Genomic DNA, 25,319 nt, shown 5'->3' with positions numbered 1-25,319 from the left:
GCCTTTACACTATTTAAAGGACAGTAGGCGTAGACCATTTAGGATAACAAGAATTGTAGAGCCTTCATGCCCAACTACCCCTAGTGGTAAATTAACCACTTGCATGACATTGGCAAGAATCAACAAGGAAATGACAGACAAAGCAAAGATAATATTTTGTTTGACAATCCCTTTCATTTTTTGGGATAGTCTAATAGAATAGGGAATTCTAGTCAAGTCATCCATAATGACGCTGTCTGCACTTTCCATAGCAATATCTGTTCCTGTACCAATTGCATAGGATACATCGGCCTGTGCTAAGGCTGGTGCATCATTAATGCCATCACCAACCATGGCCACACAACCGTATTGTTTTTTGAGCTCTAGGATACGTGCTAGCTTATCTTGTGGCATGCAATTTGCTACCACCTGATCAATTCCCAGCTTTTCAGCAACATAGGTTGCTGTTTTTTCTTGGTCTCCAGTTAGCATAACTGTTTTAATGCCGAGATCATGTAACATATTAATAGCATCTAGAGATTCTGCCTTAATATCATCTAGCAAAGCAAAGTAAGCCATTAATTTATTGTCACAGGAAACATAAACCAGTGTTTTACCTTGATTTTCTAATTGTTCAATAGCTTCTTCAACCTTATCAATAGAATCAACCACTTCTAAAACAAATGATTTCTTACCTATACGCCATTCTTGGCCTTTATATTGCAACAAGAAACCTTTTCCAGAGATGTCATCAATTGAATCAAGTAGCAAGCGATCTGTTTCTGAAGTAAATTCTAAAAGTGCTTTTGAAATTGGATGTGACGATGTTTCTTCTACTGTTTTTACAAGGGCATCAACCAGTCCTTTTTCACCTATATACTTGGCATCAACTACAGATGGTTTTCCTTGTGTTAGAGTACCCGTTTTATCCATGACAACTGCTTTGATATCTCCCATATTATCGATGATATCTCCCCCTTTTATGACTAATCCTTTACGAGCCGCACGGCTAATAGCAGATAGACTGGCAGGAGTTGAAGCAGCAACCAATGCGCAAGGAGATGCAACGGTTAAGAGAATCATTCCTCTATAAAAGGCTGAAAGCCACTCCCAGCCCAAAATGAAGTGGGTAAAGAAAATAAAAATTGGAACCATTAGCAAAACGATTTTTACATAAGTGTCTTCAAGATTTTCAATAAAGGTTGCTGTTTTACTTTTTTGGGTTTGAGCTGATTCTACTAAATTAACAATTTTGGCAAACAAAGTGTCTTCGTTTTCAACCGTTACAAGCATTTCAACTGTCTGTGCCTTGTTAATAGTACCCCCAATTAAGTCATCACCTTTTGCTTTATCCACTGTAATAGGCTCACCTGTAACCATTGACTCATCAAATTGTCCAAAGTCACTCAACAACTTGCCATCAATAGGTACAGCCTCACCTTTTCGGACTTGAAGTTTGTCCCCTATCAATAGATTTTTTGTCTCAACTTCTTCGAGATTTCCATTAGCATTAAATTTACGTGCAGTGTCTGGTGTCAGGTTCATTAAGGCTGCTATTGCATCTTTACTTTTTTCCATAGCCAATTCTTCCAAGGTGCTTGACAATGAGAAAATAAAAATCAAAAGAGAGCCTTCTAACCAATAACCAATAAAACCAGCACCAACTGCTGCTAAAACCATTAAAACATCTACCGAGAGATGTTTATGGATGGCCAACTCTTCTAAACCTGTTTTTGCCGATTCATAACCACCAACTACAAAGGCTGTTATAAAAAAATAGGATGCAAGAGTTGCTTGAGAAGCATATAATGCCAAACCAATTAAAATCAAAATCAAACAAGATACCGTTGCTAAAATACGTTTATGTTCTTTAATCCAAGTCATTTTAATCCCTCCAACTTGAAAGTTATCAAACTCTTTAATCTATCTTAATTATAATTATTCTAAATAAAAAAGTCAAGTAATTTGGAACGATTCTAAATAATACCTTTCAGAAAATTTCAATGAAAATAAAAAAAAGACCTTATCAAGGTCAACTTCAGTTGAAATGATAAGGTTTTTTTATAATTATTATTTAACAGCGTCTTTAAGAGCTTTACCAGCTTTGAATGCTGGAACTTTTGATGCTGCGATTTCGATTTCTGCACCAGTTTGTGGGTTACGACCTTTACGAGCTGCGCGTTCGCGAACTTCAAAGTTACCAAAACCGATTAATTGAACTTTTTCACCTTCTGCAAGGAAGCCTTCAATTGCAGAGAATACAGCGTCAACTGCTGCTGCTGAATCTTTTTTAGTAAGTTCAGTTGCTTCTGCAACTTTTGCGATTAAATCTTGTTTGTTAGCCATTTAACAAATCCTCCAATTAATTTATAAGCATTATTGCTTTAACAGTTATAATCATATCTAAAAAAAGCTTATAGGTCAAGTATTTAACGTTATTTCTACGATTTCTTAAAGATATCAAAGCTAATGTCATTATTAACTAAGTCAATTTTCTTAGATTCCAGATAAAGTCCTTGTTGGTTTTCAATCGATTGTAAATTAACAACTAGAAGTGACTTCTGAGGATTGACTGTCACAAAGTGTGGCAGTTTATAAGTTGACTTTAGATATTGCAGGACTTCTCTTTCTGGTAAAGGGAGAGTCCCTGCCGAAAACGAGGTGACTTCTAATTGAATAGCCCCATTTTCTAAATGACTTGGTTGGAAATAGATATATAAGGGCACTTCATAGCCAAGTAACTTGTATTTTCCTTCAAATACAATGGATGAACTCGTCGTATAAAGTTTGTAGTTGAGCTCTTTTGTTTGGTAGGCTTGCAAAAAACTAGCCACCGTGTCATTGATTTGCTGACGATTGCTGATAATCGTTCCAACTTTAACTTTTTTCGCTTTAGATTGAACCAATTGCTGACTCTCTGTTTCTCTAACTTGTATCAAACGACTGGCAAGCACAGCTACAAAGGCTAAATTGAAGGCAAGTAGTAATAAACAGGCCCACTTCCACCAATTAATTGTTAAGTTTTTTTTCATGTTTCTTAATTGCCTCCATAACATTGTCTGACATAATGTGATAACCAATAGTGTTGGGATGGAAATGATCTCCTGTAAACAAAACATCATTGATTACTGTTTTTTGACTGCCATCTTGCTCAATAATAGCCTCTTCACCATTAGCACCTTTATAAAGCTGATCATTAATTGGAACAAAATAGACCTTGTCATATTCTTGGGTAACTTCTTTAGTCTTTTGATTCCAATTATCGATAACATCTTGCATCTCTGTCATCTCTGGAAAATTAAGGTAAAAAGGGTTATAGATTCCTAGAATATAAATACTAAGGTGCTTATTTTCCTTTTTGCTTAAGTCAATAATCTGACGTAAACGATCTTGATAGGCAAGCGAAGCTTTTTCAAAACTAGAACGTTTTAAATTAGTCAAATTTTTCCGAATAACAGCCATGACATCATTGCCACCAACTGTTAGGGTCATTAAATCAGATTGTTTCACTTGTTCTTGAATGACATCCTCAGAAAGCATTCTTGCTAAAATCTGATTACTGGTATTGCCTGATATGCCATAATTACGGTAGGTAACTTTGAGGTTATACTGGCTTTCTAAATTTTTAGCAAGTATTGGCACAAAACCACCTTGATTTGTTGAATCACCAACTCCTTCAGTTAAGGAATCACCAATTGCAATATAGTTGAAGGTCCGATTTTCGTGCTGTAATAAATCACCTTTTTTAACTTGTGATTTCGATTCTGGTATCAACAGATTTAAAACGAAAAAAGACATGGCAAGCATGAGCAAAAAGCCCAGACTAGTTTTAAGAAGTGTTTTAATCATATCTTATCATAATGGCGAATGCCCCTTCACCAGTGTGGGTTTGAATAATAGATCCCGTTTCTAATACTGCAATTGGACCACTGTAAACGCTCGCCAATTTTTCTTGCAATTGTTGCGCCAAAGTGCGGTCTCCTGCGTAGGAAATGCTTAATTCTTTAATCGTTTTATCAAGGGTATCTGTCATATAATTATCTAACCATTTCAAAAATGTTTTATTTCCTCGTCCTTTAGCAATCGGTTTTAATTCAGAATCCTTCAACTCCATTAACAGTCGAATGTTAAGCAAACTTGTAATTGCTCCTGTTACTCGACCAATTCTTCCACCTTTAACAAGATTTTCTAGGGTAGAAACACCAATAAACAGTTTGGTATTTTTTTTGATGTCTTCAATTTTTGTCAGGATGTCAGACAGTTCTGCTCCTTCTTGTGCCATTTTTGCAGCTTCAATCACTTGGTATTTCATGGCCTGGTCAGTAAATCCTGAATCCAGCACATGAACATTAGCGCCAGCAATTGTTGCGCCTTGGCGCGATGCTTCAATAGTCCCCGACAAAGCTGGCGTAAGGTGGATGGCAATAATCTCTTTCGCCCCATCAGCCTGTAATTGTTCATAGTACTGTGCAAATAACCCTACTGGGGGCTGGCTAGTTTTAGGAAGCTCTTTGCTATTTTGCATTAATTTTAGAAATTGGCCTTCTGCTTTTAAGTCATTATCAGAATACAGTTTACCATCCACCATTACTGATAGGGGAACAACTGTAATGTCATATTTTTCAATTAATTCCGGTTCAATTGTTAGGGATGAATCGGTCACAATTTTAATTTTTCCCATTTTTTCCTTCCATTCTATCATGAGATTCATGTCACTTTATTTTAGCACTGATTAGCCAATAAATCAAAAACTCACCTTCTTTAGCAGACGAATTGATCCCCCTAAAAACAAAAAAGAGAGGTGATGGCGCTGCACCCCAATAGTGGGACAGAAGAAAAACACTTTCACGCGATCAGTTTCCTGTACTGTACAGGAGGCTGGTCGTTTAATCTCTGTTGAATTCTAGTTTCATTATAAAATATAATGTAATTTTTAACAATATTTGTTATACTATCCTTGTTGTATTTTCTCCTATCATGGAGATAAAAGGTTTCAGTCTTTAGGACGGAGTGAAACCATTCAATACAGGCATTATCTGCTGGTGTTCCCTTACGGGACATAGAGCGGGTGATGCCTTTTTCCGTGCAAGCCTGATAGTAAGCCTTAGAAGTGTAGACTGAGCCCTGATCGCTGTGTAAGAGTGCTCCATTGGGTAATTTCAGTTGATTAAGGGTGTCTAGTACAAAATCTGTGTCCTGACAATCTGAGATAGTATAAGCTATAATCTCTCGGTTATAGAGGTCCATAATTGAAGAGAGATACAATTTACAGTTTCCGAAATATAGGTAGGTAATATCCGTTACAAGCTTTTCCAATGGCTTATCGGCTTGGAAATTCCGATTTAATTTATTTCCCGTCACATAATAGGGTTTGCCCAGATTGGGAGATTTCTTTGGACGTGTACGACAAAGCCAGCCATTAGTTTTCATGATACGATAGACCTTCTTAGCATTAATAGTCAATCCATAGGTCTTCTTGAGCAATCGTGTAATGGTACGATAACCATAAATAAAGTGATTCTCCATGCAGAGTAGCTCAATGGTTTCAACTATGACATCTCTTTTCTGTGGCGTCTCCCTTTTCTTTTTCCAACGGTAAAAGGTAGACCGTCTGACACCAAAACAATTTAGAATAACGGAAACGGGGTAAATATTCTTATAGTCTTCCACAAGCTTGATAAGGGTCACTTTGTCGATTTTCTTATCAAGCTTCGATACTTTTTTAAGAGATCCACCTGAAGTCGTAACTGTTCTATTTCAGAGAGTTGTTCCATACCTTGTCCGTAAGTATATTGTTTACCTACAGGTTGGTGGAAACGGTGCAATTCATCCTTTTCATACCATTTCATCCAAGTATAGATTTGACTATCATTTTTGATACCTAAGGTCTCCATAATGACCTTGTTTGACTTGCCTACATTCTTCATCTCGATGCAAGATAACTTCGTTTCTAATGAATAAGCTTTTTTGACCATAATAAAACACTCCTGTTTCTAGTTTACTAGATTTCTTCAGGAGTGTTTTTCTTCTGTCTCATTTGATGGGGGCAGTGCCGATTCTCTCTATTTTTGTAATAAGTCTTTCGCTTGTTGTCTTGCTGTTTCTGTAATATCATGCCCTGCAATCATTTTAGCAATCTCCTCAACACGCTCTTCAAAAGTCAAAAGAGACACTCTTGAAACTGTGCTATCTTCCTTACTTTCTTTAGAAATAAAGAATTGGTAATCAGCAATTGCAATAACCTGAGGCAAATGTGAGATAGCTAAGACTTGACCATGCTGACCAATTTTATAGATTTTTTGGGCAATAGCTTGCGCCACACGACCGGACACACCAGTATCAACCTCATCAAAAACAATACTCGTCTTGTCCTCTTTTTGTGAAACGGCTGATTTAATAGCTAACATGAGACGAGATAATTCCCCACCAGAAGCCACTTTCACAAGTGGTTTAAAGCCTTCACCAGGGTTTGTCATGATGTAAAATTCAATGCTCTCATTCCCCTGACGGTTAAATTTCGAAGCTTGAAAATTCACTTTAAAATCAGCTTTTTCCATATAAAGCTCTTTAAGTTCATTTTTAATGTCAGTCTCAAGTTGCAAGGCCAATTGATGACGATGTTTACTTAGATCACTAGCCGCTTGTAAAAGGTCTTTTTCTAACTGTTTGAGTGCTTTTTCAATATCACCTGTTGACACATCTCCACCTGATAGGAGTTGGTATTCCTTAAGGCTATTATTGTAATAATCCAAAATATCATCAACCTGCCCCCCATATTTACGGCTAAGGCTATTAATGATATCTAGACGAGCTTCAATCTCTTGCAATCTTGCCCCATCAAAATCAAGGTTGTCAATTGTATCAGCTAGCTGCTTTGTTACTTCTTCTAAAATGTAATAGGCTTCTGAAACACTTGATGACATGGTCTTATAGTCAGGATCATAATCTTCAATTGACATCAAGTCATTCATGGCTGATCTCATATTTGATAAACTTGAGAATTCCTCATTATCCAACATGACATAAGCATTTGTCAACGTATCAGCGATATTTTTATGGTTAAGTAATCGATCACGCTCTTTGATTAGGGCTTGGTCTTCACCACGTTTTAAATCTGCAGCTTCAATTTCTGCCATTTGGAAAGAAAGCATGTCAATTCTTTCTTTATGGTCACGCTCATTTTTTTGTTTATCAATGACTTTTTTGCGTAAGCTCTTATACTGATCAAAAAGCTCTTGGTAGGTCAACTTAACAGCTTTAAAATGACTATCACCAAAAGCATCTAAGATTGCCTGATGGTGACTAGCCTTCATTAGGTCTTCTTGGTCATGCTGTCCGTGAATATCCACTAAAAACTGACCGACTTGTTTAAGTGTTGCCAAATTGACCATTTGACCATTAATGCGACTGACACTTCGCCCATTAGCAAAAATTTCTCTTCGGATAACCAAATCATCAGAAAGTTCCAATCCATTTTCCTGTAAAACTTCTTGGAGTGCTTGATTTTCCCCTAATGAAAAGAAACCTTCAATTTCAGCCTTTTGAGCCCCATGTCTAATCACTTCTGTACTTGCACGCGCCCCAAGCATCATATTCATAGCATCAATGATAATAGATTTACCAGCTCCTGTTTCACCAGTAAGTACTGTCATTCCATTATCAAATTGCAAGGAAATTTCTTCAATAATTGCGAAATTTTTTATGGAAATTTCAAGTAGCATGCATTCAATCCTCTCTTGAGATTATTTATCCTTCATCCATTTTTGAACTTGTTGACGAATATATGTTGTATCTTCAGGTGTTTTACTAATAATTTGAATACTGTCATCATCAGCAATAACACTAAAGAGTCTATCTGCAAAGTCTGTAAACAAGTAACGCTTAATAAGCATTGCATTTCCAGGGGTTACCTTAAGGTAAAGATGGTACTTAAGACTCTCATGCTCCTCTGATACTTGTAAAATTGTACTGCGAATAGAGACAGGGCGTTGAGAAATTTTTTTACCACTATCCTGAGATAAGCCATAAATATAGGGACCTGATCCAGACGGAATCTTAACAATACCAATTTCATTCATATCTCGAGAAATGGTAGCTTGCGTTAACTCTAAACCATGATTTTTTAATAATGCTAGCAATTCATGCTGTGTTTCAATATCATGGGATAAAACCATTTTTTTAATCAAATCTAAACGTTCATTCTTCTTCATGTCGATTAAATTCCTTATGTGCTTTTTCAACGATTTCCTCAACAACTTGTAAATCCAGTGATTGAGGATGTGATGTTTTTTCTAAGTGGGCTAAAAATTCAATATTACCATGGCCACCTTGAATTGGTGAAAAATCTAAGCCTTTAACTGTAAATCCGTTATTTTGAGCAAAATGCATGACATTTTTTAAAACAAATTCATGAATCTTAGCGTCTTTAACAATTCCATTTTTTCCAATTTGCTCTCTGCCTGCTTCAAACTGTGGCTTAACTAAGGCAACCACTTGTCCTTTATCAGCAAGAATTTCTTGCAATGCTGGTAAAATTAAATTCAAGGAAATAAAAGAAACATCAATACTTGCAAAGGAAGGTTGACCTTCCATAAAATCTGCTAATTGTGCATAGCGAAAATTATATTGTTCCATACTACGCACCCGTTGGTCTTGACGCAACTTCCAAACCAATTGATTGGTTCCCACATCAACAGCATAAACCAACCTTGCACCTGCTTGCAACATGACATCTGTGAAGCCACCTGTTGAGGCACCAATATCAATAGTTGTCATATCACTAACAGAAATACCAAAAACCTCTAAAGCTTTTTCAAGTTTAAGACCACCACGGCTAACATATTTCAGTTTTTCACCTTTTAGTTTAAGTTCAGTTGCTTCATCAATTTTTTCTCCTGGTTTATCATACCGCTCCCCATTGAGTAATGAGACGACAAGACCAGCCATAACACCTCTTTTAGCTTGTTCTCTAGTATCAAATAACCCTTGCTTATAGGCTAGGACATCTACTCTTTCTTTAGGCATTTAGTCGCAACCTTTCTATCATGTCATGTATGGTAGTTGCATCAAAACCAACTCGTTGATGCAAATCAGCAAAAATCCTTTGAGCCTGATCCAAGGAATCATTTAAAACAAAGTAAGATTGCTCTAAGCCCAGTAAACTTGGGTAGGTTGATTTCTGTGCTTGGAGATCTTTTTGAGGTGTTTTACCAAGTTGATCAAAGCTAGCAGTAAGGTCTAAAATATCATCTCTAACTTGAAAGGCGTGACCAATCAGTAGACCTGCTTGATGAAGTCTTTGCGTGATTTTTTCTTCTTGTTCTGTAATTAAGCCTGCTGCCATAAATGGAAAAGCTAGTAACTGTCCTGTTTTATTAGCATGAATAATTGATAATTCTATAACATCTAATTTTTGACCTTCAGCTTGCATATCCAGCATTTGCCCACCGACCATACCAAAGGTCCCTGATGCAGCTGATAGTTCTTTTACTAGCCTAATCAAAATATGAGCAGGTAATTGAGCTTTAGCTAATAAGCCAAAGGGGTCTAAAAAAAGACTATCACCTGCTAAAATAGCTGTCGCTTCATCATATTGTTTATGACTGGTTAAACGTCCCCTACGGTAGTCATCATTATCCATAGCTGGAAGATCATCATGAATAAGACTACCAGTGTGAATCATTTCTAAAGCAGCTGCCACATCATAATGAGCATCTGTTAGCGTCACGCCAAATCCTTCTAGTAATTCTAGTAACAGTAGAGGTCGAATACGTTTACCCCCAGCATCAACAGAATAAAGAATAGCTTCAATTAGGCTTTCTGATACAACAAAAGGCGCTGTATCATAGTAACGACGAATAGCATCATCAATTCCTTGTAACTTATCCATTAGGCATCAATTTCCACTTCTGTTCCGTCCGCCTGCATGACCTTAACCATAGTTTTTTCAGCTTCCTGTAAGGTCTTTTGAAGGTTTTTAGACAAGAGCATTCCTTCTTGAAATTGGCTAATGGCCTCTTCTAAAGGAACATCACCATTTTCCAATTGTGTAACGATAGCTTCTAATTCTTGTAAATTTTCTTCAAATGTTTTTTTAGTTGACATGCTTAACCTCTACTTCTATCTGACCATCTCGCATTTCAATGCTAAGTTGATCTCCTTTTTTTAGTGTTTTCACAGATTCCTGGACTTGATTTTCTTTTTTTACCAAGGCATATCCCCTGGCAATAATCCGTGTCGTATCTAAAGATAATAAAGCATCTTGAGCTTTTTCAAAACGAGCAAATTGTTTCTCATATTTATGTTTGGTATGAGCTTCTAGTTGATAAGTCAGATGTTTAAGATTTTCTTGATAAGTGGTCACTTTTCCAATTAAATCAATGGAGCGTAACCGATGCTTAAGAAGCAACTCGTCTTCTTTTGACTGTCTCAACTGCTCTTTAAAGGCATTGCCTAACGCTAATTGCAAGCGATCAAGTTTCTGCAAATAAGCATCATAAAGACGTTCTGGTTGCCTAAAAATCACTGATTGTGACAGTTTAAGAACCTGTTCTTGCTTTTGTTTTATGAGTCTTAATTGTGCCTGATAGACTCTATTTTGTCGTTCTGCAAGCCAAGAGATGATATCAGCTTTAGTTACTGGCGTTGCTAACTCTGCTGCTGCTGTCGGTGTTGCCGCTCTGCGATCAGCTACAAAATCTGCCAAGGTGACGTCTGTTTCATGGCCGACACTGGAAATGATGGGAAGGTGCGATTCAAAGATAGCTCTAACGACCTCTTCCTCATTAAAAGCCCAAAGGTCTTCAATAGAACCTCCTCCTCGACCAACAATTAACAGATCTAGATCATCTCTTTGATTTGCTTTTTTAATGTTTGCAACCACTTCTTGCGCCGAACCTTCTCCTTGTACCTTAGTAGGAAAAAGCAAGATTTCAACACCAGGAAAACGTCTGGATACAGTTGTGATAATATCTCTGATAACAGCTCCACTTGGACTTGTCAAAACCCCAATTTTGGTCACAAACTGGGGAAGACTTTGCTTGTGTTTGTCTTCAAAATAACCTTGAGCCGCCAATTTATTTTTTAATTGTTCAAATTGTAAGGCCAAAGCACCTACGCCATCTGGCTCTGCCTTTTCAATAATAATAGAGTATGACCCAGAAGGTTCATAGATTTGAATCCTTCCAATAACATTTACTTTCATGCCTTCTTCAAGGTCAAAGCCTAATTTTTTGTAGGCACCTGCCCACATGGTCGCTTGAATAACTGCACCTTCATCCTTAAGTGAAAAATATTGATGACTGGGACGTTTACGAAAGTTGGAGACTTGACCCGTCAGGTAAACCCTTTCCAAGTAAGGGTCACGGTCAAACTTCATTTTCAAATATTTGGTTAAATGTGTGACACTTAGATAGTCTGGCATGGTCTAACCTTTCTAACTTCTTCTCATATCGAGTGAATACTAATGCAATTATACCATTTTTCGCTATAATTTGGGTGTTGAAAGAATGAAAAAAGAAGCCCTATGCTTCTCTTTAACAATGTTTTAGTCTGTAATGATACTACGGAGTGCTGATTGATAGGTTTGCTCTAATAGCATGGTTATGGTCATAGGTCCAACACCACCTGGAACAGGTGTAATATAGCTTGCTAAGGGTTCAACTTCATCAAAAGCAACATCACCAATTAACTTACCATTGTCATCACGATTCATCCCAACGTCAATAACCACTGCACCGTCTTTGACAAATTCTTTAGTGACAAAATGACCTTGACCAATTGCAACAATTAAGATATCTGCCCGTCTTGCAATTTTCTCCAAATGACGCGTACGTGAATGAGCTAGAGTGACTGTTGCATTTTTATCCAAAAGTAATTGAGCCATTGGTTTTCCAACAATATTAGAACGACCAATAATAACAGCATCTTTACCTTCTAAATCTATGCTGTATTCTCTAAACATTTCCATAATACCTGCTGGTGTACACGGAACCATTTGAGAACGGCCTGACCAAAGATGCCCAGTATTCATTGGATGAAAGCCATCAACATCTTTTTTAGGGTCAATTTCCAAAATAATTTTTTTATCGTTAATATGCTGTGGTAGCGGTAACTGCACCAAAATACCATGTATGGTTTCATCAAGATTGTACTGTCTAATGATTGCAATTAATTCCTCTTGACTCGTTGATTCTGAAAGTCTAATGGTCTCACTTTTAAATCCTGCAGCCAATGCAGATTTTTCCTTATTTCTCACATAGACTTGGCTTGCTGTATTATCTCCAACTAAAATAACCACTAAACCTGGGACAATGCCGTACTCTTTTTTCATGTCTGTGACTTTTTCTGCAAGGCTCGCTTGCATTTTTTGCGCTAAGGCTTTTCCATCAATTATTGTCGCCATTTGACTATCCTTTCATTTATTTTTTCTATTATATCAAAAAGAAGAAGCATTTGCCTCTTCCTTTTCCAATTTCTTTTAAAGAACCTTACTTAAGAAATCTTGTGTTCTTTCTTCACGAGTATTGTCAAAGACTTGGCTTGGTGTGCCTTCTTCAACAATTACACCACCATCCATAAAGATGACCCGGTCTGCGACTTCCTTTGCAAATCCCATTTCATGTGTTACAATCACCATTGTCATTCCCGATTTTGCTAAATCTTGCATAACAGCAAGTACTTCACCAACCATTTCAGGGTCTAGAGCTGATGTTGGCTCATCAAACAATAAGACATCTGGATCCATAGCCAAACCTCGAGCAATAGCAATCCTTTGTTGTTGTCCACCTGATAAACTAACGGGATAGGCATGAGCTTTTTCTGAAAGTCCCACTTTTTCAAGTAGTTCAAAGGCTTTCTTTTCAGCATCAGCTTTTGATTTGCCTTTGGTTTGAATCGGAGATAGGGTAATGTTTTCTAAAACAGTCATATTTGGAAATAAGTTAAACTGCTGAAAAACCATGCCCATTTTTTCACGCATCTTGAAGACATCATTTTTCTTATCAGTGATATCAACACCTTCAAAAGTGACCTGACCTTTAGTAGGAACTTCTAACAAATTCATACTTCTCAAAAGTGTTGACTTTCCAGAACCTGATGGTCCGATAATAACAACGACTTCACCTTGTTGAATATCAAGATTAATGCCTTTTAAGACTTCATTTTTACCAAAATATTTATGCAAATCATTAATTGCTATAATTGTTTCACTCATAATCCATTTACTCCTTGTCCCATTTTTGACTCAAGCATTTTCAAGAGTTGTGATAAAATTGTTGTCACCATTAAGTAGTAAAAAGCAGCAAACAGTAAAGGTGTAATTGGCAGATAAGTTGAAGACACGACTGTTTGAGCCCCATTCCACAATTCCATAACCCCGATAGTTTGAAGTAAGGCACTATCTTTAATAATGGTAATAAATTCATTGCCTAAAGCAGGTAATATATTTTTAAATGCTTGCGGTAAAATGACAAATCTCATTGCATTTTTAGGACGAATACCAAGTGAATAAGCTGCTTCTAACTGGCCTTTAGGAACAGCTTCAATACCTGCTCTGACGATTTCTGAAATATAAGCTCCGCTATTTAAAGAAATAATAATAATACCAGGCAATAGTCTTGAAAAATCAAGATCAAGAACACCAAAACCAATTGTTGGTAAGTTGTTAAAATGCATCCAAGCAAAGGCTATCATAATTTGAACAACCATAGGAGTTCCACGGAAAATCCAAACGTATAAGCTAGCCAACCAACTTAAGGGCTTAAAAGAACTGCGATTGGCAAAAGTAATCATGACACCAATAATTGTTCCAAAAAAGACGACGCTAGCTGAAATAAGGATGGTTACGATAACCCCATAATTAAAATAAGCCCAGTATTGGGGCAAAAAAGAAAAATTCATATAAACTCCTATTAGTATCAATTTAAGAATAAAAATAATTATAACATCAAATGAATAAAAATACAAGTTTAAAATAAATAAGGGAACTTACAAAGTAAGCTCCCTTATTCCACATGATTAATATAGTAAATCGTAGATTTCCATTGCAATTAAATCAATGCTATCAAAAGAATATGATTCACGTGCTTCAACATCTCTCAATGTGAAAACTGGTCCGCTTTCTGGGTCATTAGAAAATGCCACTTCAGCGACGACGACACCATCACGTTCAAAATTTCTTTTTAAATTACCACCATCAGTAATCATCAATTCAAGGCGGTTAATAATTCTCACCAAATGTGATTCCATTTCGATTCTCCTATTCCTTTATTGTCTTTATTATTTTAACATAAAAATGTCTAAACAAACACAAAAAGAAAGTTTTTTCTGATTATTTTACGTGAGATTTTCACTTTAAAACAAGCGATTAGCACTCTGATTAAAAGAGTGCTAAAAAATAAACTTTTTACTTGATTTCCCATTTTAGGGTGCTATAATATGAGTATAAAGTTTGACCTTTATTGACTAAAGGCATAACTGTCACAAAAAGCTTTGGAGGTAATCATATGCTTTGTCAAAACTGTAACTTAAACGAAGCTTCCATTCACTTGTATACAAGCTTAAATGGTAAGCAAAAACAAGTCGATTTATGTCAAAATTGCTATCAAATTATGAAAACAGATGCTAACAATCCAATTTTGGGAGGTCTTCATTCTAAAAGACAAGATTCTTCTATCAGTCCTTTCTTTGATGATTTTTTTGGTGATTTAAATCATTTTAAACCCTTTGGTCAATTGCCAAACACTCCGCAAGGCAACAACCAACAGCCCCCTATTAGAAACGACGGGCAACAACAAGGCCATCAGCAAACAACAAGCGCTCCTGCTCCTCAAGGACTTCTTGAAGAGTTTGGTATCAATATTACAGATATGGCTAAAAATGGTGATATTGACCCGGTTATCGGACGTGATGAGGAAATCGTGCGTGTTATCGAAATTTTAAACCGTAGAACGAAAAATAATCCCGTTTTGATTGGTGAACCTGGCGTTGGGAAAACAGCAGTTGTCGAAGGCTTGGCACAAAAGATTGTTGATGGAGAAGTCCCTCACAAACTCCAGCATAAACAAGTTATCCGCCTAGATGTGGTCAGTCTTGTTCAAGGAACTGGCATTCGTGGTCAATTTGAAGAGCGTATGCAAAAACTGATGGATGAAATCCGTCAACGCAATGATGTCATCTTATTTATTGATGAAATCCATGAAATTGTTGGTGCTGGTAGCGCTGGCGATGGCAATATGGATGCCGGTAATATTTTAAAACCTGCTCTAGCTCGTGGCGAGTTGCAATTAGTTGGTGCTACTACCCTTAATGAATACCGTATCATTGAAAAAGATGCCGCTCTTGAGCGGCGAATGCAACCTGTTAAGGTAGATGAACCATCTGTTGAAGAAACCCTTATTATTTTAAAAGGGATTCAGGCAAAATATGAAAGCTACCATCATGTTAAGTATAGCCAAGATGCTATTGAAGCCGCAGCTCATTTATCAAATCGTTACATCCAAGATCGTTTCTTACCTGACAAGGCTATTGATCTTCTTGATGAGGCGGGATCTAAAATGAACTTAACACTCAATTTTGTTGACCCTAAAGAAATTGATAAACGCTTGCTTGAAGCTGAAAATCTAAAAACTCAAGCAACGCGTAATGAGGATTATGAACGCGCAGCATACTTCCGCGATCAAATTACCAAGTATAAAGAAATGCAAAAGCAAAAATTGGATGATCAGGATATTCCTATTATTACCGAGAAAACCATTGAAGCAATTGTTGAGCAAAAAACCAATATTCCTGTTGGCGATTTGAAAGAAAAAGAGCAATCTCAATTGGTTCATTTGGCAGATGATTTGAAAAAACATGTTATTGGTCAAGATGAGGCTGTCACAAAGATTGCTAAAGCTATTCGCCGCAACAGAGTGGGACTAGGCAGCCCTAATCGACCAATTGGCTCCTTCCTTTTTGTTGGACCTACCGGTGTTGGGAAAACAGAATTGTCTAAACAATTAGCTATTGAACTTTTCGGTTCTGCTGATAATATGATTCGATTTGACATGTCAGAATATATGGAAAAACACGCAGTATCAAAACTTGTCGGTGCTCCTCCAGGATATGTTGGTTATGATGAAGCAGGTCAATTAACAGAAAAAGTTCGTCGTAACCCATACTCTCTTATCCTTTTAGATGAGGTTGAAAAAGCACATCCAGATGTTATGCATATGTTCCTTCAAGTGTTAGATGATGGACGTTTAACAGATGGACAAGGCCGCACTGTCAGTTTCAAAGACACTATCATTATCATGACATCAAACGCAGGAACTGGTAAAGTCGAAGCCTCTGTTGGATTTGGTGCTACTCGTGAGGGGCGTTCACAGTCTGTTTTAGGTCAACTCGGGAACTTCTTTAGCCCTGAATTCATGAACCGTTTTGATGGTATCATTGAATTCCAAGCACTTAGCAAGGATAATCTCTTACATATTGTTGATTTGATGTTAGATGATATTAATCAAAGACTTGAACACAACGGCCTTCATTTAGAGGTGACTCAAAAAGTAAAAGAAAAATTAGTTGATTTAGGCTATGATCCTAAAATGGGAGCTCGGCCATTGCGTCGTACCCTACAAGAACACATTGAAGATGCTATCACTGATTTTTACTTGGAAAATCCAAGCGAAAAAGATTTACGCGCCATCATGACAAGTAATGGTCAGATTGTCATTAAATCAAATAAAAAGAATGAAGTGACAAGTTACGAAACACCACAATAAGCCACAAATGCAAAAAGAATGAAGCTTTGGATTCATTCTTTTTGCTTTGAAATCTTTTTAACAAATTAATTATTATTCAAAGATTTATTGTTGAAAATTTAGTATAATAAAGAAAAGGAGAGACCTATGACAATTCCAATTTTCGGTGAAAAAATCCCTGACAAAGCCTATCAGACACGCTATGGCGTCTATGCTGTTATTCCAAATAAAGAAAATAGTCACATCGTTTTAGTGCAGGCACCAAATGGTTCTTGGTTCTTACCTGGTGGTGAAATCGAAGCTGCTGAGGACCATATTATGGCTCTTGAAAGAGAACTTGCTGAGGAATTAGGCTTCTCAGCTAAACTTGGTTATTATTATGGTCAAGCTGATGAATACTTTTATTCCCGTCATCGTGACACTCATTATTACAATCCTGCCTATCTCTATGAAGTGACTGATTATACCATTCTTGGCAAGCCACTTGAAGATTTCAATACCATCGCTTGGTTCCCAGTTGAAGAAGCTATTGATAAGCTAAAACGCGGAAGCCACAAATGGGGAATTGAGCAGTGGCTGGATAGACATCATTAATCATACCAATTGTACAAACCATTTTACATCATATCATACCCATAGGAGAAACCATCATGCGATTAATTAACACGACTAGCAGTCACCCCGAACTTGTCCAAAATCAACTTCGAAATACTGATGCTCAACTTGTTGAGGTCTATTCCGCTGGCAACACAGATGTTGTGTTTACTAAAGCTCCTAAGCACTATGAACTTCTCATTACTAACAAATACCGTGCTATCAAAGAAGATGAATTAGAAGTTATTCGTGAATTTTTCCTCAAACGTAAAATCAATACACAACATATTGATCCAGAGTTAACAAGGACGCTTCATACAGATAATCTTATTGAAATTTCATTTCAAATCACACAATAACAAGGGCTTAAAAGACAAAGATTGCAATTTTAGAAATGCGTCATCATTTGGCTTCACGACTTGCTCTAGTTAAAGAAAAACAAACAAGACTGTAACTCAAAATTTCAGTCTTGTTTGTTTTTTTATTTAGTATTTGACATTTAGCTCAAACTTTTTTAGGATTCAAAGCCTTGAGCTACTGCTTCTGGGAAACTTTCTTCAATGATTTTTGCACTGGCATCACAGACAAAAGCATTGTAGGAACGCATTCGTGTTGTAGGATCAATACGACGAGAACGTTCACACACTTCACCAATAGCATGTTCAACTTTAAAGGCTACACCATCGAATGCCACAGCATCAGAAGGCGCCTCAGACAAGTCAGCAATTGTTAATTGAGAAACAATAAGAAGTAAGGCAACATCACTGTCTAGTGCTTCTAAAAGTGTCTTAACTTCTTGACCAGCATAGATTGTTAAATGAGCTTCTAGTGATTTACCAATGACTTTTTCATTACGAGCTTCTTCCAAAGCTTTTTGAGCTTGATTACGAAGTCCCATAAAGGCATCCCAAGCTTCAATAATTTCTTCTTGACCTGTAAAGAACTCTGCCTGCGGAAGTTCCGTCAATTGAACAAATTCTTCTTCCTCAAATTCTAAATATGTCCAAATTTCTTCTGCAGTATGCGGCAGAATTGGCGTCAAAAGTTTTGTGATTTTAACTAAGATATCATAAAATACGGTTTGCATGCGACGACGGCTAAGGCTATTAGCTGCATCAATATAAACAACATCTTTAGCAAAATCAAGGTAGAAGGCTGACAAGTCAACAGTTACAAAGTTAACCACTGCCTTATAAATTGCCATAAAATCATATGTTTCATAAGAGTTATGGAAGGTATCTACCAATTGATTAAATGTGATTGTCATGTATTTATCAACAGGGGCTAGGTTTTCAAATGCAACAGTATCAGTATTTGGATTGAAATCAGCTGTATTTGCAAGTAAGAAGCGTAGGGTATTTCTAATTTTACGGTAGGTTTCTGAGACTTGACCTAAAATATCCATAGACACACGTACATCATTGTCTGTATCAACAGATGTTACCCAAAGGCGTAAAATTTCAGCCCCATATTGTTTGGCAACATCATTAGGTGAAATAATATTTCCTTTTGATTTAGACATTTTCTCACCTTTTCCATCCAAAACAAAACCTTGAGATAGAATTGACTTATAAGGCGCATGCCCATTAACGGCCACAGATGTAATCAAGGATGAATTAAACCAACCACGGTATTGATCTGATCCCTCAAGGTATAAATCAGCAGGGTAAGATAGATTTGGACGAGCATTCATAACACCATTCCATGACGACCCCGAATCAAACCATACATCCATGATATCTGTTTCTTTGGTAAATTCTCCGTTTGGAGAACCTGGATGTGTGAACCCTTCTGGTAAAAGTTCCTTAGCCTCTTTTTTCCACCAGATGATTGAGCCTTCTTTTTCAAAAAGATTTGCTACATGGTCTGTCACTTCTTTTGTCATGATTGGACTGCCATCTTCAGCATAGAAAATCGGAAGCGGAACCCCCCAAGCACGTTGGCGAGAAATAACCCAATCTCCACGGTCACGAATCATATTATAGAGACGTGTTTTACCCCAAGCTGGGTGGAAGGTTGTTTTCTCGATTTCTGCTAGAATCTCTTGACGGAAATCAGAAACAGATGCAAACCATTGTGGAACTGCTCTCCAGATGATTGGTTTTTTCGTTCTCCAGTCAAATGGGTAAGAGTGATTAATGACTTCTTTAGCAAGAAGTAATTCACCAAGTTTTTCAATAACAGTTGGAACAACTTTATCATAGAATTGGCCCTGGAAGTCTGGACCAGCATTTTCCATCATCATTCCACGACCATCAACAGTTACTGCTACTTCAAGTTTGTATTTGATACCAACATTGTAGTCATCTTCACCAAAACCTGGAGCTGTATGGACAATACCAGTACCTGAATCAAGGGTTACGTGGTCACCTAAGATAACCAATTCGTCAACTTCAGTATCCCATGGGTGTTCTGTCACAATATACTCTAATTCTGACCCTTTATGACTTGATAGAACTTCAAAATCAGACCAATTAAATTTAGCTGCAAGACTATCCAATAGTCCTTCAGCCACAAGGTATTTACGGTCTTGACCAGTTGGTTTAACCACAACATAGTCCATATCAGGGCCAACAGTCAAACCTCGGGATGCCGTTACTGTAAATGGTGTTGTGGTCCAAACAACAATATAAGTATCTGTATCAAGGAGTCCTTTACCATCTTTTACTTTATTTGCATAGTAAAGCGATGTTGAATCAATATCATGGTATTCGATTTCCGCTTCTGCCAAGGCTGACTCAGATGACCACGACCAATAAACTGGCTTAGCACCACGATAAATATAGCCTTTATCTGCCATAGCGCCAAAAACACGAATTTGATCGGCTTCATATTCTGGTTTCAAAGTCACATAAGGATTTTCCCAATCTGCCGAAATTCCTAAACGTTTAAAATCTTCACGTTGTTTATCAACCTGACTTAATGCATAATCACGACACATTTCAAGGTATTGAGCTAAATCCAACTCTTTACGCTTAACGCCTTTTTTAGCTAAGACTTGTTCAATCGGTAAGCCATGAGTATCCCATCCCGGTACAAAGGGTGCTTGATAACCTGACATTGACTTTGAACGTACAATAATGTCTTTTGAAATTTTATTCAAAGCATGACCAACGTGGATGTTCCCATTGGCATAGGGAGGACCATCATGTAAATGGAAGGCTGGTTTACCTTCATTTAATTCTTGACGTTTTTGATAAATGGCAGCTTCTTGCCAAGCTTTTTGCCAAACAGGTTCTTTGCTTGGTAACCCTGCACGCATTGGAAAGGCTGTTTTCCCAAGGTTTAATGTTTCTTTTAATTTCATAATCTCAAGCTCCTTATCAGTATTGTAATAACTGTAAACAAAAAGAGCCTCGCCGCAAAAAGGACGAAAGCTCGTGGTACCACCTTAGTTCAGAATAATAATCTATTATTCCCTCTTTGCTCGTAAGGTGAGCTAACCTCCTAACTTACTGACTTCAGTTAGAAAGATCGAAAATGATAATCATTTGTCAAGGGAATATAGGTCTCTCATCATCACCTACTTGCTGTAAGTATTAACAAATCATCTTATTTTTCTTAGTCTTCAATATTTAATTTAAAAGTTTGGGTTTCATTCAAATTGATTTCAGGTTCAGAGAAATCACTGTTTTGTTGCTCTAAATGTGATTCCAACTCTTTATTGCTTTCATCTACACGACGTTGCAATTCTTCCATTTCTTCCGGAGTAAATTGACGTGTCGCATCAAAAGAAGCACTGTCGTTTGTCTCAGGAATATCTTCTCCGAGAACTTCTTTTACAACTTCTTTAAAGGCAACATCTGAATTTTGAAGGTAAACAGCAGTAGGTTGCATTAATTCTGACCATTCTGGAGAATTTGCTAAAGATAACTGCGCTTCAATTAATGAAACAAGACGTTGATTGAAAACACGTGTTTGACGTTTCAATTCTTCAGTCTCAATTGCAACACGTTTTGCTTCATCAGTTGCTTCACGTAACATTTGGTTGGCTTTAGCTTTTGATTCATCCAACAAATGTTGGGCATCGTAATTAGCTTTGCTAACTAAATTCGTTGCTTCAGCATTTGCTGAGGCTTTTACTTTTTCAGAAGTTTCTTGAGCCAAAATAACAGATTGGCTAAGTGACTCTTTCATTTCATCAAAGTAAGAAAGCTTTTCTTCAAGAGTTGCAATTTTAGCTTCTTGATCACGTGTTTTCTTTACTAAGTATTCATAGTCATCAACAACGATGTCAAGAAATTCATTAACTTCTTCTTCGCTATAACCACGTAATTTTGTTTTAAATGTTTTATCTTTAATTTCTAGTGCTGAAAGTACCATTATTTCTCCTTATTTATGCAACGTTTTACTGAGTGTCAATTTATGTTTTCCATTTTTAGTAAAGCCATTATCCGCCATTAACATGAAACGACCAAAACCTCGGACGCTAACCAGATCACCGACTTCTAAAAGATCAGATGCCTTATTAATTTTCCTATAGTTAATTGTAACCTTTTCTGATGCAATCAATTTGATAGCTTGATGTCGAGATAGCTTCAAAATACTTGCCATGAGACGATCAATTCTTAAACTCGATACCGTAACATCAACCATAGAGGCTTGCATTTTAGGAATGATTTGTTTACTAAAATCAATCTCTTTTAGACTAACACTTGTTCTTGCAATTCTAGTGATATTCCCTAAAAAATAACTTAAAAGATGCTGACAAACCATTAATTGGGCGTAACCTTCTTCTACAAGAATATCCCCAATTAAGGAACGCTTTATTCCAAGTTCATTAATTAATGTGCCTAAAATTTGCGAGTGTTTGAGTTGGTTAAATTTTGCATGATATCTCATTTCGAGTAAGGAAATTTCAAAGTCAGCTTCATCCAATTGATAATAATCTGGTGCAATAATCAAACGACCATACTCACTCTGAAAAGAATCTGTCGAAGAATAACAATGAAGTCCTGAATGTGCTACCACATTTTTAGCAATGGTAATTTGCCTAGGATTTAAAAAATCCGTTACATGTAAAACATAAGTTTGATCAACCTTTTGAATCACATCTTTTATTTTTTCAATAAAGGGATATTCATCTGGGTGAAAGTGTTGCAAAATGTCTTTTTGTTTAGTCATCTAATTAATAGTTTTATCAGAAAATCACTTAAAAAATTGAGGGCTATCATAACTGCAAAAACAGTAAAATCTATCCCAGCAATTTGCAAAGGCAACTTTTGAAAAGGTTTCAAAACTGGTTCAACTAAATGACAAATTAATCTCCCTAGCCATGTATCATACGCTCCTGGAAACCAAGATAATAATGCAAAACCTAGGAGTAAATAAGAATAAACCTTAATAATATTTAAAATGATGATTAGTAAAAAAATCATTGCTTACCGTCTCTTCATATCAAAATCATAACCAAAATCTTGGCCACTATTTGGAATATTCATATCTTCAATATTAACAGATACATTGGATGGGGTCAACAAATACATTGAAGAACCTACTTTTTGAAGAGTACCATAGAGTACTTTACTTGCGCCATCAATGAAATCTAAACATCTTCTAGCTTGAGCATCAAGCATAAATTGAAAATCAATAAGAACACATTCATTAACAATCAATAAGTCAACAATTTCTTGTGCATCTTCATACTTTTTAGGGTATTTCAAAACAATTGTTGTTTGCTCTTGTTTTGAAACTTGCTGCATTTGGTCACGTCGTTGTGATACAAGAGCTTCTGGATTTGCCCGTCTTTCCATCGTTTCAACATGAGTTGGTCTAGCTTGCGACTGATTTGGGTATTGACGAACTTTCTGTTCAGTAGCAACTGGTCTTTGAGTTACTGGGCGACTTGAAGTATGTGGTTGATTTGGAGTTACCGCTTCTTTTTGCGTTTTTACCTTTTCTTCCACTTTTTGAGGAGTACTGGTTTCCTCCATTTCACTGACGCCATCAGTATCAAAATAAGAAACCATCTTATTAAGTGTATCTTTAAATGCCATATTTTTCTCCATTTTATTTAAAGAAAGAAGTTCCAATCCTGACAAAACTTGTACCATTTTGAATAGCAAGATCAAAGTCATTACTCATTCCCATACTAAGTTCTGAAAAAGGCATATTCTTTCTATTTTGTGCTTGTAAAGCTTCTCTCAATTGATTTGTTTTTCCAAAAATATTAGCGATTGTTTCTTGATTTGCATTCAATGGTGCCATTGTCATTAAGCCTACAATTTGAAGCTTATCTAAGCCTTCTATCTGATCAAGTGCTTCTTCAATCTCATTCATTTTAAAGCCATGTTTGCTTTCTTCTTCAGAAATATTGACTTGGAGGAAACATTTGATGGGATGATCAGCACGTTTTTGAATTTCTTGAGCAAGACTAACCGAATCTAAAGCATGAAAATAATCTACTTTGTTAATGACATCCTTAACTTTACGCCTTTGAAGGGTTCCAATTAAATGCCAAATTAATTCTTTATCCTTAAGTGCTTCATATTTATCAAGAAATTTATCAACACGGTTTTCACCAATGTGCTTAATCCCCGTGTTGATTAACTGTCCTGCAATATCATTATCCACATACTTGGTAACTGCAATCACTGAGACTGAGTCTTCATTACGTCCTGCAGCTAGACAAGAACTTTGGATTCTTTTAAAAATCTCTTCTTTATTTTGCTTTAAATCCATTATGTTTTAGCGATTTTTGAAAAATGGTGGTGTTTCTAACTCGTCATCACTATCTTCAGTTGTTGAGAAAGTTGTCATATTCAGTTGACTGTCTAATTCACTTTCAGTTGGACGAGCAATATTGTCACGTCTTAAATCCCAGTTGCCAAAAGCAGAGCCTTGACTTTGATTAGATTTTGGTGCCATTCCTTGTGTTTTTGGCATTTCACGTGTTTCTGTCATATCAAAATCAAAGTTTTTTGTCTGACGCTCAAAATTTGGTGTTGGAGCTTGTTGCGCTTTTTCAGCATATTGAGCACCTGCTTGTTGAGGGTTCACATTACCAAATTGACGAGGCTGACGAAAACCAGCAACTTGCTCAGCTTTATCTTGACGGACACCTGTCGCAACAACTGTTACACGGATTTCGTCATTCATCGTATCATCAATTGATGTTCCTAACCAGATATTTACACCATTACCGGCTGCTTGACCAACAATTTCAGAAGCTTCTTCTGCTTCTGTTAGTGTCATGTCCATACCACCTGTAACGTTGACGATAACATCTTCTGCCCCATCAATAGTTGTTTCCAACAATGGTGAGTAAATAGCCTTACGAGCCGCTTCAACAATACGCTCTTCACCAGTACCAATACCGATTCCCATAAGAGCATTGCCTTTGTTAGCCATAACAGTTTTAACATCCGCAAAGTCAAGGTTAATAAGACCTGGGCTAGTAATTAAATCAGTAATTCCTTGAACACCCTGACGTAAAACATTATCAGCTTCACTTAGTGCTTCAAGCAATGGTGTTTTCTTGTCAACAATTTCAAGAAGATTATTATTTGAGATGATTAATAACGTATCAACTTGTTCACGAAGTTCTTGAATACCTTCAATAGCAAAGTTGCCACGTTTATTTCCTTCAAAACCAAAGGGACGAGTTACAACTGCAACTGTAAGAGCACCTAAACTTTTTGCTACACGAGCAATAACAGGAGCCGCACCAGTTCCAGAGCCACCACCCATACCAGCTGTGATGAATACCATGTCAGAACCTGTTAAGGCCTCTGTTAATACTTCTTCACTTTCTTCGGCTGCTTTACGACCAACTTCAGGTTGACCTCCTGCACCAAGACCACGTGTTAATTTAGGGCCAAGTTGAATAACTGTTTCAGCTTTTGATGAACTAAGAGCTTGAACATCAGTGTTTGCTGCGATAAATTCGACACCAGCAACACCCTCATCAATCATACGGTTAATCGCGTTTCCGCCACCACCACCTACACCAATAACTTTAATAATTGCACCTTGTACAGACGCTGCATCAAATGAAAATGCCATTTT

General features: G+C 36.8%; 26 protein-coding genes and 1 other annotated feature. Of the genes, 3 read left to right on the top strand and 23 right to left on the bottom strand.

Annotated features, from left to right (window positions below; all coding sequences use genetic code 11):
* Positions 1–9: 9 nt before the first annotated feature.
* From Q9317_RS03080 to Q9317_RS03005, 16 genes are all read right to left on the bottom strand, one after another.
* The gene (locus Q9317_RS03080) at positions 10–1,863 is read right to left on the bottom strand and encodes a heavy metal translocating P-type ATPase (RefSeq protein ID WP_003101088.1); all 1,854 of its coding nucleotides are present in this window, start codon (positions 1,861–1,863) and stop codon (positions 10–12) included.
* Between the two features lie 186 nt (positions 1,864–2,049).
* Positions 2,050–2,325, bottom strand: coding sequence for a non-specific DNA-binding protein Hbs (gene hbs, locus Q9317_RS03075; protein ID WP_003101087.1), 276 nt, complete (start codon positions 2,323–2,325; stop codon positions 2,050–2,052).
* Positions 2,326–2,420: 95 nt separating this feature from the next.
* Positions 2,421–3,011 carry a YpmS family protein gene (locus tag Q9317_RS03070; protein ID WP_003101084.1) on the bottom strand — a complete coding sequence of 197 codons (591 nt, stop codon included), beginning with the start codon at positions 3,009–3,011 and terminating at the stop codon, positions 2,421–2,423.
* Complete coding sequence (locus Q9317_RS03065; protein ID WP_003101082.1) at positions 2,989–3,828, bottom strand: SGNH/GDSL hydrolase family protein; 840 nt, start codon at positions 3,826–3,828, stop codon at positions 2,989–2,991. The genes Q9317_RS03070 and Q9317_RS03065 overlap by 23 nt, the downstream gene beginning before the upstream one ends.
* A complete protein-coding gene (locus Q9317_RS03060; RefSeq protein ID WP_017794833.1) occupies positions 3,821–4,660 on the bottom strand; it encodes a DegV family protein in 840 nt (279 codons plus the stop codon). Before Q9317_RS03060 ends, Q9317_RS03065 begins: the two co-directional genes overlap by 8 nt.
* Before the next feature lie 164 nt (positions 4,661–4,824).
* Positions 4,825–5,957 (bottom strand): IS3 family transposase gene (locus Q9317_RS03055; protein WP_370297331.1). Its coding sequence is split into 2 segments (ribosomal slippage): positions 4,825–5,684 and positions 5,684–5,957, totalling 1,134 coding nucleotides; the frame shifts between segments, so codons are not numbered across the junction.
* Between the two features lie 84 nt (positions 5,958–6,041).
* Positions 6,042–7,700, bottom strand: coding sequence for a DNA repair protein RecN (gene recN / locus Q9317_RS03050; RefSeq protein ID WP_003101073.1), 1,659 nt, complete (start codon positions 7,698–7,700; stop codon positions 6,042–6,044).
* A 21-nt stretch (positions 7,701–7,721) separates the two neighbouring features.
* Complete coding sequence (locus tag Q9317_RS03045; protein ID WP_003101072.1) at positions 7,722–8,189, bottom strand: arginine repressor; 468 nt, start codon at positions 8,187–8,189, stop codon at positions 7,722–7,724.
* Complete coding sequence (locus tag Q9317_RS03040) at positions 8,176–9,003, bottom strand: TlyA family RNA methyltransferase (RefSeq protein ID WP_003101071.1); 828 nt, start codon at positions 9,001–9,003, stop codon at positions 8,176–8,178. The genes Q9317_RS03045 and Q9317_RS03040 overlap by 14 nt, the downstream gene beginning before the upstream one ends.
* Positions 8,996–9,868: a polyprenyl synthetase family protein gene (locus Q9317_RS03035; protein ID WP_003101069.1), complete on the bottom strand. Its 873-nt coding sequence runs from the start codon at positions 9,866–9,868 to the stop codon at positions 8,996–8,998. Before Q9317_RS03035 ends, Q9317_RS03040 begins: the two co-directional genes overlap by 8 nt.
* Positions 9,868–10,083: an exodeoxyribonuclease VII small subunit gene (locus Q9317_RS03030; RefSeq protein WP_003101067.1), complete on the bottom strand. Its 216-nt coding sequence runs from the start codon at positions 10,081–10,083 to the stop codon at positions 9,868–9,870. The genes Q9317_RS03035 and Q9317_RS03030 overlap by 1 nt, the downstream gene beginning before the upstream one ends.
* On the bottom strand, positions 10,073–11,401 hold the full coding sequence (gene xseA, locus Q9317_RS03025; protein WP_003101065.1) for an exodeoxyribonuclease VII large subunit: 1,329 nt from the start codon (positions 11,399–11,401) through the stop codon (positions 10,073–10,075). The genes Q9317_RS03030 and xseA overlap by 11 nt, the downstream gene beginning before the upstream one ends.
* Positions 11,402–11,524: 123 nt before the next feature.
* Positions 11,525–12,382 carry a bifunctional methylenetetrahydrofolate dehydrogenase/methenyltetrahydrofolate cyclohydrolase gene (locus tag Q9317_RS03020; protein WP_003101063.1) on the bottom strand — a complete coding sequence of 286 codons (858 nt, stop codon included), beginning with the start codon at positions 12,380–12,382 and terminating at the stop codon, positions 11,525–11,527.
* Between the two features lie 75 nt (positions 12,383–12,457).
* Complete coding sequence (locus Q9317_RS03015; RefSeq protein WP_003101061.1) at positions 12,458–13,192, bottom strand: amino acid ABC transporter ATP-binding protein; 735 nt, start codon at positions 13,190–13,192, stop codon at positions 12,458–12,460.
* Entirely contained in the window at positions 13,189–13,878 is a 690-nt protein-coding gene (locus tag Q9317_RS03010; RefSeq protein WP_003101059.1) for an amino acid ABC transporter permease, read from the bottom strand. The genes Q9317_RS03015 and Q9317_RS03010 overlap by 4 nt, the downstream gene beginning before the upstream one ends.
* Positions 13,879–13,995: 117 nt before the next feature.
* Positions 13,996–14,226 carry a YkuJ family protein gene (locus tag Q9317_RS03005; RefSeq protein ID WP_003101057.1) on the bottom strand — a complete coding sequence of 77 codons (231 nt, stop codon included), beginning with the start codon at positions 14,224–14,226 and terminating at the stop codon, positions 13,996–13,998.
* Between the two features lie 257 nt (positions 14,227–14,483).
* On the opposite strand from Q9317_RS03005, the gene Q9317_RS03000 reads away from it, so the two are divergent.
* From Q9317_RS03000 to Q9317_RS02990, 3 genes are all read left to right on the top strand, one after another.
* Positions 14,484–16,739 carry an ATP-dependent Clp protease ATP-binding subunit gene (locus tag Q9317_RS03000; RefSeq protein WP_003101055.1) on the top strand — a complete coding sequence of 752 codons (2,256 nt, stop codon included), beginning with the start codon at positions 14,484–14,486 and terminating at the stop codon, positions 16,737–16,739.
* A 126-nt stretch (positions 16,740–16,865) separates the two neighbouring features.
* Complete coding sequence (locus Q9317_RS02995) at positions 16,866–17,312, top strand: NUDIX hydrolase (protein WP_003101052.1); 447 nt, start codon at positions 16,866–16,868, stop codon at positions 17,310–17,312.
* A 56-nt stretch (positions 17,313–17,368) separates the two neighbouring features.
* Entirely contained in the window at positions 17,369–17,671 is a 303-nt protein-coding gene (locus tag Q9317_RS02990) for a DUF1827 family protein (RefSeq protein WP_003101050.1), read from the top strand.
* 155 nt (positions 17,672–17,826) lie between these two features.
* Here Q9317_RS02990 and ileS read toward each other — a convergent pair whose 3' ends face one another.
* The 7 genes from ileS to ftsZ all read right to left on the bottom strand — a co-directional run bounded on the left by ileS (position 17,827) and on the right by ftsZ (position 25,316).
* Positions 17,827–20,619 (bottom strand): isoleucine--tRNA ligase, encoded by a 2,793-nt coding sequence (gene ileS / locus Q9317_RS02985; RefSeq protein WP_003101049.1) that lies wholly within the window; start codon positions 20,617–20,619, stop codon positions 17,827–17,829.
* A gap of 56 nt (positions 20,620–20,675) precedes the next feature.
* Positions 20,676–20,885, bottom strand: a binding site (T-box leader).
* Positions 20,874–21,635, bottom strand: a complete 762-nt coding sequence (locus tag Q9317_RS02980) for a DivIVA domain-containing protein (protein WP_003101047.1) — start codon at positions 21,633–21,635, stop codon at positions 20,874–20,876. It overlaps the preceding feature by 12 nt.
* Before the next feature lie 9 nt (positions 21,636–21,644).
* Positions 21,645–22,436: a YlmH family RNA-binding protein gene (locus Q9317_RS02975; RefSeq protein ID WP_003101046.1), complete on the bottom strand. Its 792-nt coding sequence runs from the start codon at positions 22,434–22,436 to the stop codon at positions 21,645–21,647.
* Positions 22,433–22,690 carry a YggT family protein gene (locus Q9317_RS02970; RefSeq protein WP_003101043.1) on the bottom strand — a complete coding sequence of 86 codons (258 nt, stop codon included), beginning with the start codon at positions 22,688–22,690 and terminating at the stop codon, positions 22,433–22,435. Before Q9317_RS02970 ends, Q9317_RS02975 begins: the two co-directional genes overlap by 4 nt.
* Positions 22,691–22,693: 3 nt before the next feature.
* Positions 22,694–23,308: a cell division protein SepF gene (locus Q9317_RS02965; protein WP_305981574.1), complete on the bottom strand. Its 615-nt coding sequence runs from the start codon at positions 23,306–23,308 to the stop codon at positions 22,694–22,696.
* Between the two features lie 13 nt (positions 23,309–23,321).
* Positions 23,322–23,993 (bottom strand): YggS family pyridoxal phosphate-dependent enzyme, encoded by a 672-nt coding sequence (locus tag Q9317_RS02960; RefSeq protein WP_003101039.1) that lies wholly within the window; start codon positions 23,991–23,993, stop codon positions 23,322–23,324.
* Between the two features lie 6 nt (positions 23,994–23,999).
* On the bottom strand, positions 24,000–25,316 hold the full coding sequence (gene ftsZ, locus Q9317_RS02955; protein ID WP_003101037.1) for a cell division protein FtsZ: 1,317 nt from the start codon (positions 25,314–25,316) through the stop codon (positions 24,000–24,002).
* Positions 25,317–25,319 lie beyond the last annotated feature (3 nt).

It is taken from the genome of Streptococcus iniae, from assembly GCF_030732225.1.
Lineage (GTDB): Bacteria > Bacillota > Bacilli > Lactobacillales > Streptococcaceae > Streptococcus > Streptococcus iniae.
This window is presented reverse-complemented; position numbering and strand designations above follow the sequence as displayed.

Excerpts from the sequence above, each read along its gene's own strand:
- Q9317_RS03080 (WP_003101088.1), bottom strand. The coding sequence starts at position 1,863 with ATGACTTGGATTAAAGAACATAAACGTATTTTAGCAACGGTATCTTGT.
- hbs (WP_003101087.1), bottom strand. The coding sequence starts at position 2,325 with ATGGCTAACAAACAAGATTTAATCGCAAAAGTTGCAGAAGCAACTGAA.
- Q9317_RS03070 (WP_003101084.1), bottom strand. The coding sequence starts at position 3,011 with ATGAAAAAAAACTTAACAATTAATTGGTGGAAGTGGGCCTGTTTATTA.
- Q9317_RS03065 (WP_003101082.1), bottom strand. The coding sequence starts at position 3,828 with ATGATTAAAACACTTCTTAAAACTAGTCTGGGCTTTTTGCTCATGCTT.
- Q9317_RS03060 (WP_017794833.1), bottom strand. The coding sequence starts at position 4,660 with ATGGGAAAAATTAAAATTGTGACCGATTCATCCCTAACAATTGAACCG.
- recN (WP_003101073.1), bottom strand. The coding sequence starts at position 7,700 with ATGCTACTTGAAATTTCCATAAAAAATTTCGCAATTATTGAAGAAATT.
- Q9317_RS03045 (WP_003101072.1), bottom strand. The coding sequence starts at position 8,189 with ATGAAGAAGAATGAACGTTTAGATTTGATTAAAAAAATGGTTTTATCC.
- Q9317_RS03040 (WP_003101071.1), bottom strand. The coding sequence starts at position 9,003 with ATGCCTAAAGAAAGAGTAGATGTCCTAGCCTATAAGCAAGGGTTATTT.
- Q9317_RS03035 (WP_003101069.1), bottom strand. The coding sequence starts at position 9,868 with ATGGATAAGTTACAAGGAATTGATGATGCTATTCGTCGTTACTATGAT.
- Q9317_RS03030 (WP_003101067.1), bottom strand. The coding sequence starts at position 10,083 with ATGTCAACTAAAAAAACATTTGAAGAAAATTTACAAGAATTAGAAGCT.
- xseA (WP_003101065.1), bottom strand. The coding sequence starts at position 11,401 with ATGCCAGACTATCTAAGTGTCACACATTTAACCAAATATTTGAAAATG.
- Q9317_RS03020 (WP_003101063.1), bottom strand. The coding sequence starts at position 12,382 with ATGGCGACAATAATTGATGGAAAAGCCTTAGCGCAAAAAATGCAAGCG.
- Q9317_RS03015 (WP_003101061.1), bottom strand. The coding sequence starts at position 13,192 with ATGAGTGAAACAATTATAGCAATTAATGATTTGCATAAATATTTTGGT.
- Q9317_RS03010 (WP_003101059.1), bottom strand. The coding sequence starts at position 13,878 with ATGAATTTTTCTTTTTTGCCCCAATACTGGGCTTATTTTAATTATGGG.
- Q9317_RS03005 (WP_003101057.1), bottom strand. The coding sequence starts at position 14,226 with ATGGAATCACATTTGGTGAGAATTATTAACCGCCTTGAATTGATGATT.
- Q9317_RS03000 (WP_003101055.1), top strand. The coding sequence starts at position 14,484 with ATGCTTTGTCAAAACTGTAACTTAAACGAAGCTTCCATTCACTTGTAT.
- Q9317_RS02995 (WP_003101052.1), top strand. The coding sequence starts at position 16,866 with ATGACAATTCCAATTTTCGGTGAAAAAATCCCTGACAAAGCCTATCAG.
- Q9317_RS02990 (WP_003101050.1), top strand. The coding sequence starts at position 17,369 with ATGCGATTAATTAACACGACTAGCAGTCACCCCGAACTTGTCCAAAAT.
- ileS (WP_003101049.1), bottom strand. The coding sequence starts at position 20,619 with ATGAAATTAAAAGAAACATTAAACCTTGGGAAAACAGCCTTTCCAATG.
- Q9317_RS02980 (WP_003101047.1), bottom strand. The coding sequence starts at position 21,635 with ATGGTACTTTCAGCACTAGAAATTAAAGATAAAACATTTAAAACAAAA.
- Q9317_RS02975 (WP_003101046.1), bottom strand. The coding sequence starts at position 22,436 with ATGACTAAACAAAAAGACATTTTGCAACACTTTCACCCAGATGAATAT.
- Q9317_RS02970 (WP_003101043.1), bottom strand. The coding sequence starts at position 22,690 with ATGATTTTTTTACTAATCATCATTTTAAATATTATTAAGGTTTATTCT.
- Q9317_RS02965 (WP_305981574.1), bottom strand. The coding sequence starts at position 23,308 with ATGGCATTTAAAGATACACTTAATAAGATGGTTTCTTATTTTGATACT.
- Q9317_RS02960 (WP_003101039.1), bottom strand. The coding sequence starts at position 23,993 with ATGGATTTAAAGCAAAATAAAGAAGAGATTTTTAAAAGAATCCAAAGT.
- ftsZ (WP_003101037.1), bottom strand. The coding sequence starts at position 25,316 with ATGGCATTTTCATTTGATGCAGCGTCTGTACAAGGTGCAATTATTAAA.